This is a genomic window from Pseudomonas sp. NPDC007930, from assembly GCF_042958985.1.
Classification (GTDB): Bacteria; Pseudomonadota; Gammaproteobacteria; order Pseudomonadales; family Pseudomonadaceae; genus Aquipseudomonas.
In genome coordinates, this window is the sequence record NZ_JBIBKC010000001.1 from 929,102 (window position 1) to 941,639 (window position 12,538).

A 12,538-nucleotide genomic window follows, 5' to 3' on the forward strand; every position below is an offset into this window, starting at 1 on the left:
CATGGGCCTGCATCTTAAAGAGGGTGCCGGCGACGAGCTGGCGGAAAACCACGAGATCAACGTCACGCCCTTCATCGACGTGATGCTGGTGCTGTTGATCATCTTCATGGTCGCGGCGCCGCTGGCCACGGTCGACATCAAGGTTGACCTGCCGGCCTCCACCGCCAAGCCGCAGCCGCGCCCTGAAAAACCGGTGTTCCTCAGCGTAAAGGCCGACAAAAACCTTTACGTGGGCGACGACGCGGTGAAAAAGGAGCAGCTGGGCCAGTTCCTCGACACCAAGACCAAGGGCAAGAAAGACACCACGATTTTCTTCCAGGCTGACAAAGGCGTGGATTACGGTGACCTGATGGACGTGATGAACACCCTGCGCGCCGCCGGTTACCTGAAGGTCGGCCTGGTGGGCCTGGAAACGGTCGGTAAAAAATGAACCCGACCCCTCGCCAGAACATTGCTCGCTATGGCGGCGGCCTGGCCCTGGTGCTGGGTGTGCATGCCGCGGTGATCATCATCGCCCTCAACTGGCCGGGCCCCAAGCCCGTCGAGTTGCCGCCGGCGGCGATGGTCGTGGAACTGCCACCGCTGCCAGAGCCGCCGGCGCCACCGCCGCCGCCCAAGGTGGTGCAGCCGCAGCCCCCGGCCCCGGTCGAAGAGCCGCCACTGCCAAAGCTCGCTGAAGCGCCCACGCCGAAGATCGCCGTGCCCAAGCCGGTGAAGCCCAAGGCCAAGCCGCAGCCCAAGCCGGAAGAGAAAAAGCCCGAGCCGCCCAAGGAAGTACCGCAGGAAGTGGCCAAAACCGCGCCGACGGACTCCGAAAAGGCTGCCGCGCCCAAGCCGGCACCGCCGCAGCCGGCCGCGCCGCCGTCCAACAGCGAAGCCAAGCGCACCTGGCAAAGCGATTTGCTGCAGCACCTGGCCAAGTACAAGGAATACCCACGCATGGCGCGGATGCGCCGCAACGAGGGTACGGTGATCCTGGAGTTCACCCTGGACAGCGACGGCAAGCTGCTCGACGTGGCCGTTTCGATGAGCTCCGGCAGCAGCCTGCTCGACGAAGCCGCCCTCAAACAGGTGCGCAAGGCCACGCCGATGCCCAAGCCGCCCGCCGAGTTACTCAGCGGTGGCACGGTCAAGCTCAAGGCCCCGTTCAACTTCAACCTGACCGACCCGCGCTGATTGTTTTTTGTCATGATTGAGCGCGGCTGATAACGTGCGTCTATCGAAGGTACCGGCTATGCTGGGCCCGCCACTTCCCGGACGCACGTTATGACCCTCACTGAATTGCGCTATATCGTCACGCTCGCCCAAGAGCAGCACTTCGGCCATGCGGCCGAACGTTGCCACGTCAGCCAGCCCACCCTGTCGGTTGGGGTGAAAAAGCTCGAAGACGAACTGGGCGTGCTGATTTTCGAGCGCAGTAAAAGTGCCGTGCGCCTGACCCCGGTCGGTGAAAGCATCGTCGCCCAGGCGCAAAAGGTGCTGGAGCAAGCCCAGGGCATCCGTGAACTGGCCCAGGCCGGCAAGAACCAGCTCACCGCCCCGCTCAAGGTCGGCGCCATCTATACCGTCGGCCCTTACCTGTTCCCGCATCTGATCCCGCAACTGCACCGCGTGGCGCCGCAGATGCCGCTGTACATCGAAGAGAACTTCACCCACATCCTGCGCGACAAACTGCGCAACGGCGAGCTGGACGCGGTCATCATCGCCCTGCCCTTCGCCGAGGCCGATGTACTTACCCTGCCGCTGTACGACGAGCCCTTCCAGGTGCTGATGCCCAGCGACCACCCCTGGACCCGCAAGGAAACCATCGACCCGGCCCTGCTCAACGACAAGAGCCTGCTGCTGCTTGGCGAGGGCCACTGCTTCCGCGACCAGGTGCTCGAAGCCTGCCCCACCCTGAACAAGGGTTCGGAGGCCTCGCGCCACACCACGGTCGAATCCAGCTCGCTCGAAACCATCCGCCACATGGTCGCCTCGGGCCTGGGGGTGTCGGTGCTGCCGCTCTCCGCCGTGCACAGCCACCATTACGCCCCCGGCGTGATCGAAGTGCGCCCGATGACCTCCCCGGCTCCGTACCGCACCGTGGCCATCGCCTGGCGCGCCAGCTTCCCGCGGCCGAAGGCGATTGAAATTCTCGCGGACTCCATCCGCCTGTGCTCGGTGGCCAAGGCCCCGGCCCAGGAAAAAGTCGCGGTATGACCGAACTCGCCAGCGTACCGGTCACGGTACTCAAGGGCGTGGGCGAGGCGATGGCCGAAAAGCTGGCCCGGGTAGGGCTCGACACCCTGCAAGACGTACTGTTCCACCTGCCCCTGCGCTACCAGGACCGCACCCGCGTGGTGCCGATTGGCCAGCTACGCCCGGGGCAGGACGCGGTGGTAGAAGGCACCGTCACCGGCGCCGACGTGGTGATGGGCCGGCGCCGCAGCCTGGTGGTGCGGCTCAACGATGGCAGCGGCGCGCTGAGCCTGCGCTTTTACCACTTCAGCAACGCGCAAAAAGACGGCCTCAAGCGTGGCACCGCGGTGCGCTGCTACGGTGAGGTGCGCCCCGGTGCTTCAGGGCTGGAAATCTACCACCCGGAGTACCGCGCGCTGACCGGCGACGAACCGCCACCGGTCGAGCAAACCCTTACGCCGATCTACCCGCTGACCGAAGGGCTGACCCAACAGCGCCTGCGCCAGCTGTGCCAGCAAAGCCTGGCACTGCTCGGCCCGAGTAGCCTGCCCGACTGGCTGCCGGAGGAACTGGCCCGCGATTACCAGTTGGCGCCCCTGGCAGATGCCATCCGCTACCTGCACAACCCGCCGGCCGACGCGGATGTAGAAGAGCTGGCCCTGGGGCACCACTGGGCGCAACACCGGCTGGCCTTCGAAGAACTGCTCACCCACCAGTTGTCGCAGCAAAAGCTGCGCGAAAGCCTGCGCGCGCGCCGCGCCCCGGCATTGCCCAAGCCGCGCGCGTTGCCGCAGCGCTACCTGGCCGGGCTGGGCTTCCAGCCAACCGGCGCGCAGCAGCGGGTCGCCGCCGAGATCGCCTACGACCTGGCCCAGCCCACGCCGATGATGCGCCTGGTGCAGGGCGACGTCGGCGCGGGCAAAACCGTGGTGGCGGCGCTGGCGGCATTGCAGGCGCTGGAGGCCGGCTACCAGGTGGCGCTGATGGCGCCCACCGAAATCCTCGCCGAGCAGCACTACATGACCTTCCAGCGCTGGCTCGAGCCGCTCGGCATCGAAGTCGCCTGGCTGGCGGGCAAGCTCAAGGGCAAGGCCCGCGCCTCGGCGCTGGAGCGGATTGCCGGCGGCGCGCCGATGGTGGTGGGCACCCATGCGCTGTTCCAGGATGAAGTGCGCTTCAGCCGGCTGGCGCTGGCGATCATCGACGAACAACACCGCTTCGGCGTGCAGCAGCGCCTGGCCCTGCGCCAAAAGGGCGTAGACGGCCGCCTCAGCCCGCACCAGTTGATCATGACCGCCACGCCGATCCCGCGCACTCTGGCGATGAGTGCCTATGCAGACCTCGACACCTCGATTCTCGACGAACTCCCCCCCGGGCGCACCCCGGTGAACACCGTTCTGGTCGCCGACAGCCGCCGCGCCGAAGTGGTCGAGCGGGTGCGCGCGGCCTGCGCCGAAGGGCGCCAAGCGTATTGGGTGTGCACGCTGATCGAAGAGTCCGAAGAGCTCACCTGCCAGGCCGCCCAAGGCACGTTCGAAGACCTCAGCCTGGCCCTCGGCGAACTGCGCGTGGGGTTGATCCACGGGCGCATGAAGCCCGCGGAAAAAGCCGAGGTGATGGGCCAGTTCAAGGCCGGCGAGCTGCAGCTGCTGGTGGCCACCACGGTGATCGAAGTGGGGGTAGACGTACCCAACTCCAGCCTGATGATCATCGAAAACCCCGAGCGCCTGGGCCTGGCCCAGTTGCACCAGCTGCGCGGCCGGGTGGGCCGGGGCAGCGCCGCCAGCCACTGCGTGCTGATGTACCACCCGCCGCTGTCGCAGATTGGCCGCGAGCGGCTGGGTATCATGCGTGAAACCAACGACGGCTTCGTGATCGCCGAAAAAGACCTCGAGCTGCGCGGCCCCGGCGAAATGCTCGGAACCCGACAGACGGGCCTGCTACAGTTCAAGGTGGCAGACCTGATGCGCGACGCCGATCTGCTACCATCAGTGCGCGACGCCGCGCAGGCGCTCATCGCACGCTGGCCCGATCACATCAGCCCTTTGATGCATCGTTGGCTGCGCCATGGGCAGCAATACGGCCAGGTTTGACGCAAACACAACTGCAAAGCATTCCAGCCCCTGTACAAGGGATGGGTATACTGGCGTCCTTGTATAGGTTCGGATACAGCAAATGACTGAAGTAGCCCTGGAAACCGCGGTACCGCACGCCCCATTGGTGGTGCAGCAGCACCTCGACAAGTTGGGGGTCACATGGAGTGAAGTCATCGATTCGCCCGCCATCGAGGCTGGGCGCAAGGCGCAGGCAGTGCTGCTGGGCGACGCCGTGGGCACCCTGATGGTGCTGATGACCCAGGACCAACTGCTCGACCTCAACCGAATCGCCGAGCTCACCGGGCGCACGCTCACCGCGGTGCCGACCGAACGCCTGCGGCGCATGCTCGACCCTCACCAATTGGCCAGCCTGCCGGCGTTGCCGTCGCTGATCGCCGCGCCGTACCTGTACGACGAACGGTTGCTTGACCAGCCCACCCTGCTGATCGCCTCCGGCACGCCCGGCGTGCTGCTGGAAATCGCCAGCGAGCAACTGCGCAAAACCCTGGCCAACGGCAGTGCCGCGCGCTTTGGCGAGTCGATGAAAATGGCCCGCCTGAGCCACGCCGCCCTGCCCGCTTCCACGGCGGAAGTCAGCAAGCAGGTGCAGGCCTTCACCGCCCGGCGCATCCAGCAGCGCCTCGAGTCGACCATCGAGATCCCGCCGCTGGCCAAGACCGCGCAAAAAATCATCAAGCTGCGGGTTGACCCGAACGCCTCGGTCGACGACATCGCCGGCGTGGTCGAAACCGACCCGGCGCTGGCCGCGCAAGTCGTCAGTTGGGCAGCCTCGCCCTACTACGCTTCGCCCGGCAAGGTGCGCTCGGTCGAAGACGCCATCGTGCGGGTGCTGGGCTTTGACCTGGTGATCAACCTGGCACTCGGCTTGGCCCTGGGCAAAACCCTGAGCCTGCCCAAAGACAACCCCCAGCACGCCACGCCGTACTGGCAGCAGTCGATCTACACCGCCGCGGTGATCGAAGGCCTGACCCGCGCCATCCCCCGAGACAAGCGCCCGGAAGCCGGCCTGACCTACCTCGGCGGCCTGCTGCACAACTTCGGCTACCTGCTGCTGGCGCACGTGTTCCCGCCGCACTTCTCGCTGGTGTGCCGCCACCTCGAGGTGAACCCGCACCTGAACCACAGCTTGGTCGAGCAGCACCTGCTGGGCCTGAGCCGCGAGCAGATCGGCGCCTGGTTGATGAGCTACTGGGACATGCCCGACGAGTTGGCCACCGCGCTGCGCTTCCAGAACGACCCGGACTACGAGGGCGAACACGCGATGTACGCCAACCTGGTGTGCCTGGCGGTCAACCTGCTGCACGCCCGTGGCATTGGCTCGGAGCCGGCGGCAGAGCTGACGCCGGCGTTCTTCGAGCGGGTGGGCATCACCCGCGAGAAGGCCGAAGAAGTGGTGGCCAAGGTGCTCGAAGCCGAAAAACTGCTACGCGAACTGGCCCACCAGTTCGGCTGATCAACGCAGCAACAGCGCGTAGCCCAGCGCCATCAAGGCCCAGGCCAGCAGCGGGTGGAACATCACCCGCCAGGCCAGGGCGCGGGGCACGAAGCCCACGCCATGAATGAACCCACCCGCCACGCCCCACATCACCAGCATGAGCAGGTTGTGGCTGTACTGGCCCTGCTCGTCGAGCATGGCCGCGGGGGTAATCAACAGCACTAACGCCATGGGCGCCGCCAGCAACAGCGAGCCCACGCGCCCGGCCGCCTGCCAGCGGCCGGGGCGCGGCAGGTCAACCGCGCTCATGGCCGCACTCATCGAGGCTGCCCGAGCTTTCGAGCCACAGGGCGTTGATGATGCCGAAGCTGCAGGCCAGCAACACGCCGAGAATCCAAGCGAAATACCACATGTTCGAAACTCCTGGGCTCAGTAGAGGCCGTGCGGGTTGTTATCGATGTGCGCCGGGGTGACCTTGCCCCACATCTTGAAGTAGCACCACGAGGTGTAGGCCAGGATCAACGGCACGAAGATCGCCGCCGCGCAGGTCATGATCACCAGCGTGGTACGGCTTGAGACAGCGTCCCAGACGGTCAGGCTGGAGGCCGGGTCGAGGCTGGACGGCATCACGAAGGGGAACAGCGCAAAGCCCGCGGTGAGGATCACCCCGGTGATCGCCAGGCTGCTGCCCAAGAACGCCGTGCGCGCCTTGCTCATCGAAGCCCCCAGCAGCGCCAGCAGGCCGCCGACGATGCCCAGCACGGGCGCCAGCGCGGTGAGCGGGTAGGCCTGGTAGTTGGCCATCCAGCCCGGGTTGGTCAGCGCCACGGTTTTATCCAGTGGGTTGAGCGCGGCGCCGGCCTCGAAGGTAGAGGTGATCACCATGCCCTGGATGTTGCCCAGTTCCAGCCACACGCCACAGCCAGCAAACGCCAGCAGCAGCACCAGCGCCAGCAGTTGCGCCGAGCGCCGCGCGCGTTGGGCCAGCGCGCCTTCGGTGCGCATCATCAGCCAGGTGCCGCCGTGCAGCGCCAGCATGCTCAGGCTGACCACCCCAGCAAGCAGGCCGAACGGGTTGAGCAGGCCCCAGAAGTTGCCGTGGTAGCTGGCGCGCAGGGTTTCATCGAACTGGAACGGCACCCCTTGCAGCAGGTTGCCAAAGGCCACGCCGAACACCAGCGACGGCACCACCGCGCCGATGCACAGCGCCCAGTCCCAGCTTTGCCGCCAGCGGGTGTTCTCCAGCTTGCTGCGGTAGTCGAAGCCCACCGGGCGCACGAACAGCGCGAACAGCACCAGCAGCAAGGCCCAGTAAAAGCCCGAGAACGCCGCCGAGTACACCAGTGGCCAGGCGGCGAACAACGCGCCGCCGGCGGTGATCAACCACACCTGGTTGCCGTCCCAGTGCGGCGCGATGGTGTTGATCACCACCCGCCGCTCGGTGTCAGTGCGGCCCACCACGGGCATCAGCAGCGCCGCGCCCAGGTCGAAGCCGTCCGTCAGGGCGAAACCGATCAGCAACACGCCGACCAGTACCCACCAAATCAGTTTGAGTGTTTCGTAATCGAACATCGTCAGTTCCTCAGGCCAGGGCCGGGGCAGCAGGGGCGGCCGGCTGGGCTTGCTCGAAGTGGTAGCGGCCGGTGTGCAGGCTGCTCGGGCCCAGGCGGGCGAACTTGATCATCAGGTACATCTCGATGATCAACAGCACGGTGTAGAAGCCCACCAACGCCAGGATCGAGCCGATCACATCGCTGCTGGCCAGGGTCGAGGCCGAGAGGTGGGTGGGCAGCACTTCACCGATCGACCACGGCTGGCGGCCGTGCTCGGCCACCCACCAGCCGGTTTGCGTGGCCACCCAGGGCAGCGGCAGGCTGAACAGCGCCCATTTGAGCAACCAGCGCTTCTTGAACTCGTTCTTGCGCGCCGAGGCGTAGAAGGCGCAGGCGAACAACAACAGCATCAGCACGCCGCTGAGCACCATCAGGCGGAAGGTCCAGAAGATCGACGCCACGTGGGGGATGGAGTCCAGCGCGGCCTGCTTGACCTGCTGGTCGTTGGCGTCGACCACGTTGCTGGTGTACTTCTTCAGCAACAAGCCGTAGCCGAGGTCTTTTTTCACCTCGTTGAAGGCCGCCACGGTTTCAGCACCCTTGTCGCCGCTGCGCAGCTTGCTCAGCAGCCCGTAGGCGACCATGCCATTGCGGATGCGCCCCTCGTGCTCGGTGACCAGGTCTTTGATGCCGGTGACCTGTTTATCCACTGAACGGGTAGCGATGATGCCCATCACGTAGGGGATTTTCACCGCGTAGTCGGTGCGCTGGGTTTCCTGGTTGGGCAGGCCGAACAGGGTGAAGGCGGCCGGGGCCGGCTCGGTTTCCCACTCGGCTTCGATGGCGGCGAGCTTGGTTTTCTGTACGTCGCCAATCTCATAGCCGGACTCATCCCCCAGCACGATCACCGAGAGGATCGAGGCCATGCCGAACGCCGAGGCGATGGCGAACGAGCGCCGGGCGAAGCCGATGTCGCGGCCCTTGAGCAGGTACCAGCTGGAGATGGCCAGCACGAAGATCGCCCCGGTCACGTACCCGGAAGCCACAGTGTGGACGAACTTCACCTGCGCCACCGGGTTGAAGATCAACGCGCTGAAGCTTTCGAGCTCCATGCGCATGGTGGTGAAGTTGAACTCGGCACCCACGGGGTTCTGCATCCAGCCGTTGGCGATCAGAATCCACAGCGCCGAGAGGTTCGAGCCCAGCGCCACCAGCCAGGTCACGGCCAAGTGCTGCACCCGGCTGAGGCGGTCCCAGCCGAAGAAGAACAAGCCGATGAAGGTCGACTCGAGGAAGAACGCCATCAGGCCTTCGATCGCCAGCGGCGCGCCGAAGATGTCGCCCACGTAGTGGCTGTAGTAGGCCCAGTTGGTGCCGAACTGGAACTCCATGGTCAACCCGGTGGTGACACCCAGGGCGAAGTTGATGCCGAACAGCTTGCCCCAGAACTGGGTCATGTCCTTGTACACCTGCTTGCCGGTCATCACGTAGACCGACTCCATGATCGCAAGCAGGAAGGCCATGCCCAGCGTCAGCGGCACGAACAGAAAGTGGTACAGCGCCGTCATGGCGAACTGTAGCCGTGAGAGATCGACGACCGATTCGGAGATCATTTTGGGAGGTTCTCAGGCGTTACGGAGGGGGGTGCGAGCAGGTGCTGGCCAACCGCCGTGCTGCTCTGAACCTGCGGCGGAGTGCTGAACCACAGGCTTTTGATGCCCATGATCAACACCAGCTTGAGCAGCAGGATCACAGCGATTTCCTTCGCCAGGGGGGACTTGAGAAATGCGAAGTGCGCGGCCATTGTCAGTCACTCAGGTTTTGCAGGGATTTTCCCAAGCCCGGCGCGCCGGACCTTGACCGGCATCAATGCGTTCCGACAACGTGCCGCGGCAGGTTGTCGCAGGGGCACCCCAGGGGATTTTTTACCGCCAGTACCTGACTAAAGTGGATAGCCCAGAGCCCAGGCGCACGTATGAAAATCATCGATCAGGTGTACCGAACGCTAAACCCGGAAACCAACCCGGCCCTGCAGACCGCCTTCGAGCGCAGCGCTCAGCAACTGCCCACGGTGTGGCTGCTGGGCAAGACCGGCGCGGGCAAAAGCTCGATGATCCGCGCCCTCACTGGCCTGGACCGGGTCGAGGTGGGCTCGGGTTTCAAGCCCTGCACCATGACCTCGCAGCAATACGCCTACCCCACAGACACCCCAGTGCTGGCGTTCATGGACACCCGTGGGCTGGCAGAAGCCGACTACGACGCCAGCGCCGACATCGCCAACTGCGAAAGCGCCAGCCACGCCCTGCTGGTGGTGATGAAAGCCGAAGACCCAGAACAATCCCAGGTGCTCAAGGCCCTCAAGCAGATCAAACGCTCCGGGCGCATTCGCGAGCTGCTGCTGGTGCACTCGGGCATCTACCAGGTGCACGATGAGCTCGAGCGCCAGCGCTGCATCCGCCATAACCAGCAGCAGGTCGAAGAGGTGTGGGGCGGCCGGGTGGATGCGCTGAGCGTTGACTTCAACGCCCCCGAAGGCCTCGAATCCAACCTGCAGGGCCTGAAAGACAAACTCGGCCAGCGCTTGCCGATCATTCGCGAGCTGTTTCAGGACCAAGGCCATAACGACGCCGAGGAGCATAACTTCCAGCAGCTCAAGAGCGAGGTGATGTGGTACGCCGGCGCCGCCGGGGCCTGCGACGCGCTGCCCGGGGTGGGGTTGATCGCCGTGCCCACGGTGCAATTGAAGATGCTCCACAGCCTGGCCAACCAGTACGGGCTGGAGTACACCCGCCGCCTGCTGGGTGAGTTCGCCGCGGCCATGGGCACCGGCTTTGGCGTGCAGTACGCCTCGCGGCTGGGCCTGCGCCAGCTGGCCAAGTTCATCCCGGTGTGGGGCCAAACGATTGGCGGCGCCTCGGCGGCGGTGGCCAGCTATGGCTACACCTATGCCCTGGGGCGGGCGGCGTGCATGTACTTCTACCGCCTCAAGCGCGGCGAGCCGATCACCCACCAGGAACTGCGCGAGCACTTCAAGCAGGCCTTCGAACACATTCTGCCCGTTGCCCGCGATGAAAAGAGCCATTAGTGCGCTGGGCGTGATCGCCCGCCTCTCTGAACGGGCCATCCCCTACGCCCTGCTGACGGCGGTGATCCCGCTGCTGGTGCTGGCCGGGTTTGGCCTGTACAGCGTGTTCGCCAACGGCCACCTGCTGTTGTTCATCGGCATCTTGCTGGGCTGCACGGTACTGGCCAGCGCCGGGCTGCTGCTGGCCCGGCGCAAGCTGGCGCAAACCGTGGCGCCGGCGGTGGAGCATGCGCTGGAGGCCACGCCCAAGGTGCCCGACTACTGGCGCGAGCGTGACCGCGCGATCCAGCGCGACACCCTGCCGGAGCTGGCCGAGCTGCTCAAGCAGCAACCGGCCTGGCAAGCCCTGCCCGGGCATGCCCTGGCGGTGGTGCGCAGCGTCGCCAACCGCTACCACGACAACAGCCGCCACGCCCAACTGGCCTTTACCGCGCCCGAGCTGCTGGCCATTACCGAGCAGGTCAGCCGGCGCTACCGCAAGGTGCTGCGCGCCCACGTGCCAGGGGTCGACCACATTCGCCTGTCGACCTTGGTGGCGTTGAACGAACAGGTGGAACGTTACGGCCCGCTGGCGATGAAGCTGTTCAACGGCTACCGCGCGGTGCGGCTGTTTTCGCCCCAGGGCCTGCTCGCCGAAGTGCTCACCCAACTGCGTGGCGAAGTGTTCAGCGGCCTCAGCGATGAGCTGCAAAACCGCTTGAAGATGTTACTGCTGCTGGAGGTGCTGCGCGCGGCGATCGACCTGTACGGCGGCCATTCGCGCAGCGAAGACGCCGACCTCGCCCGCGGCAAGGTGGCGCTGGCCGACGATAAGCGCCAGGCGCCGCCGCTGGACCCTGTGCGCATCGGCTTGGTCGGCCAGGTGGGCGCGGGCAAGTCGTCGCTGGTCAACGCGCTGACCGCCAGCCTGGGCGCGGAGGTCAGCGCCTTGCCGGCGACCGAAGGGGTCACGGTGTATGCCTGCAGCGTCGACGGCGCGCCAGACCTCCGGCTGGTCGACCTGCCCGGCCTGGACGGCAGCGAAGCCGTGCAAAAGCTGCTGTTCGAGCAGGTGCGCGATTGCGACCTGGTGCTCTGGGTGCTCAAGGCCAACCAACCGGCGCGGGCGCTGGACAGCGCCTTTCGCAAACACCTGCTGGGCTGGTTCGAACAGGCGAAAAACCTCGACCACCAGCCGCCGATCATCATCGGCGTGCTCAACCAGGTCGACCGCTTGCTGCCTGCCGGGAGCTGGCCCGAGCACTGGGCGCCGGGCGACGGCAGCCAGGCGTCACAGGTGGTGGAGCAAGCGCTGGCCTACAACCGCGAGGTCATGGGCCTGCCGGAACTGGTGCCACTGGCCCTGCCGCCGGGGCGGCCGCCGTTCAACCTCGACGGCTTGCGCGGCGAATTGCAGGAGCGCTATGCCCAGGCGGTGAACGTGCAATTGAACCGCCGCCGGCGCGAGGCCGGTGACTTTTCGATCAGCAAGGAGATGGACCGCGTGCGCAAGGCGGCGGTGGGGGTGTTTGAGTTGTTGAAATGATTGGAGGGCCCATCGCCCGGCACAGCCGGAGTGCCGTTCACTTAAGCAATCAGAGCGCTCAATTGAGGATAAAAAGGCCTGATTTTCTTCAAATGGTTTTACTGAGCGCATGGCCTGACTGGCCCATCGCCCGGCACAGCCGGCCTCCCACGGGTTCTATGTTGCCTCGTAAATCAATGGCTTACACAAATCTGGTGGGAGGCCGGCTGTGCCGGGCGAAGGCCCCGCAACCCCAACTCAGATCAACGGCGTTTCATCGTCGTTGATCAACCGGCTCAGGCCACCGAGGTTTTCCCGCGCCACGCTACGGTCGGCCAGTTTGGCCTGGGCGGCGTCGGGCAGGTCGGTCACGCGGATCACCCCGTTACTGACCAGCAACTGGATCAAGTCGTCCAGTACGCGAATCATGTTCAGGTCGGATTCGCGTAACTGCTCCAGGCTGCGCAAGGCGGTCTGGTTGGAGAACCACTCCAGGATGGTCACGTCGTCGGCGTTGAGCGTTTCGGTGGCTTCGGCGAAGGCCGCGGCTTCTACGCGGATCAATTGGCCTTGTTCATCGCGCTGTACGTAAAACATGTCAAAACCCTCGAAAAACGACCGGCGGCTGCCTACGCGGTTAAGCATAGGGCAGCCGCCGGCCGGTTG

The 12,538-nt window shown here is 65.5% G+C and carries 13 protein-coding genes; 7 read left to right on the top strand and 6 right to left on the bottom strand.

The genetic code is table 11. From position 1 onward, the window contains the following. The first annotated feature begins 1 nt into the window (after position 1). From exbD to ACFZCE_RS04280, 5 genes are all read left to right on the top strand, one after another. Positions 2 to 430, top strand: coding sequence for a TonB system transport protein ExbD (exbD, locus tag ACFZCE_RS04260; RefSeq protein WP_390936358.1), 429 nt, complete (start codon positions 2 to 4; stop codon positions 428 to 430). Beyond that, the gene (locus tag ACFZCE_RS04265) at positions 427 to 1,176 is read left to right on the top strand and encodes a TonB family protein (RefSeq protein ID WP_390936361.1); all 750 of its coding nucleotides are present in this window, start codon (positions 427 to 429) and stop codon (positions 1,174 to 1,176) included. Before exbD ends, ACFZCE_RS04265 begins: the two co-directional genes overlap by 4 nt. Positions 1,177 to 1,266: 90 nt before the next feature. After that, entirely contained in the window at positions 1,267 to 2,199 is a 933-nt protein-coding gene (locus ACFZCE_RS04270; protein WP_390936363.1) for a LysR substrate-binding domain-containing protein, read from the top strand. Continuing rightward, positions 2,196 to 4,271, top strand: coding sequence for an ATP-dependent DNA helicase RecG (gene recG / locus ACFZCE_RS04275; protein WP_390936365.1), 2,076 nt, complete (start codon positions 2,196 to 2,198; stop codon positions 4,269 to 4,271). The genes ACFZCE_RS04270 and recG overlap by 4 nt, the downstream gene beginning before the upstream one ends. A gap of 82 nt (positions 4,272 to 4,353) precedes the next feature. Then, positions 4,354 to 5,748, top strand: a complete 1,395-nt coding sequence (locus ACFZCE_RS04280) for an HDOD domain-containing protein (protein ID WP_390936366.1) — start codon at positions 4,354 to 4,356, stop codon at positions 5,746 to 5,748. On the opposite strand, the gene ACFZCE_RS04285 is transcribed toward ACFZCE_RS04280, so the two are convergent. The 5 genes from ACFZCE_RS04285 to cydP are packed head-to-tail and all read right to left on the bottom strand — an operon-like array spanning position 5,749 to position 9,087. After that, complete coding sequence (locus tag ACFZCE_RS04285; RefSeq protein WP_390936367.1) at positions 5,749 to 6,039, bottom strand: cyd operon YbgE family protein; 291 nt, start codon at positions 6,037 to 6,039, stop codon at positions 5,749 to 5,751. It abuts the gene before it with no gap. Beyond that, positions 6,026 to 6,142 (bottom strand): cytochrome bd-I oxidase subunit CydX, encoded by a 117-nt coding sequence (cydX, locus tag ACFZCE_RS04290; RefSeq protein WP_390936368.1) that lies wholly within the window; start codon positions 6,140 to 6,142, stop codon positions 6,026 to 6,028. The genes ACFZCE_RS04285 and cydX overlap by 14 nt, the downstream gene beginning before the upstream one ends. A 17-nt stretch (positions 6,143 to 6,159) precedes the next feature. After that, positions 6,160 to 7,302, bottom strand: a complete 1,143-nt coding sequence (cydB, locus tag ACFZCE_RS04295) for a cytochrome d ubiquinol oxidase subunit II (protein WP_390936370.1) — start codon at positions 7,300 to 7,302, stop codon at positions 6,160 to 6,162. 10 nt (positions 7,303 to 7,312) lie between these two features. Then, entirely contained in the window at positions 7,313 to 8,896 is a 1,584-nt protein-coding gene (locus ACFZCE_RS04300) for a cytochrome ubiquinol oxidase subunit I (RefSeq protein WP_390936372.1), read from the bottom strand. Then, the gene (gene cydP / locus ACFZCE_RS04305; RefSeq protein ID WP_390936373.1) at positions 8,893 to 9,087 is read right to left on the bottom strand and encodes a cytochrome oxidase putative small subunit CydP; all 195 of its coding nucleotides are present in this window, start codon (positions 9,085 to 9,087) and stop codon (positions 8,893 to 8,895) included. Before cydP ends, ACFZCE_RS04300 begins: the two co-directional genes overlap by 4 nt. 171 nt (positions 9,088 to 9,258) lie before the next feature. Here cydP and ACFZCE_RS04310 point away from each other — a divergent pair, with 171 nt between their 5' ends. Both ACFZCE_RS04310 and ACFZCE_RS04315 read left to right on the top strand, forming a co-directional pair. Continuing rightward, a complete protein-coding gene (locus ACFZCE_RS04310; protein ID WP_390936375.1) occupies positions 9,259 to 10,368 on the top strand; it encodes a GTPase in 1,110 nt (369 codons plus the stop codon). Continuing rightward, a complete protein-coding gene (locus ACFZCE_RS04315) occupies positions 10,352 to 11,893 on the top strand; it encodes a GTPase (protein ID WP_390936377.1) in 1,542 nt (513 codons plus the stop codon). Before ACFZCE_RS04310 ends, ACFZCE_RS04315 begins: the two co-directional genes overlap by 17 nt. Positions 11,894 to 12,130: 237 nt before the next feature. On the opposite strand, the gene ACFZCE_RS04320 is transcribed toward ACFZCE_RS04315, so the two are convergent. Further along, positions 12,131 to 12,469 carry a tryptophan synthase subunit beta gene (locus tag ACFZCE_RS04320; RefSeq protein WP_390936379.1) on the bottom strand — a complete coding sequence of 113 codons (339 nt, stop codon included), beginning with the start codon at positions 12,467 to 12,469 and terminating at the stop codon, positions 12,131 to 12,133. Positions 12,470 to 12,538 lie beyond the last annotated feature (69 nt).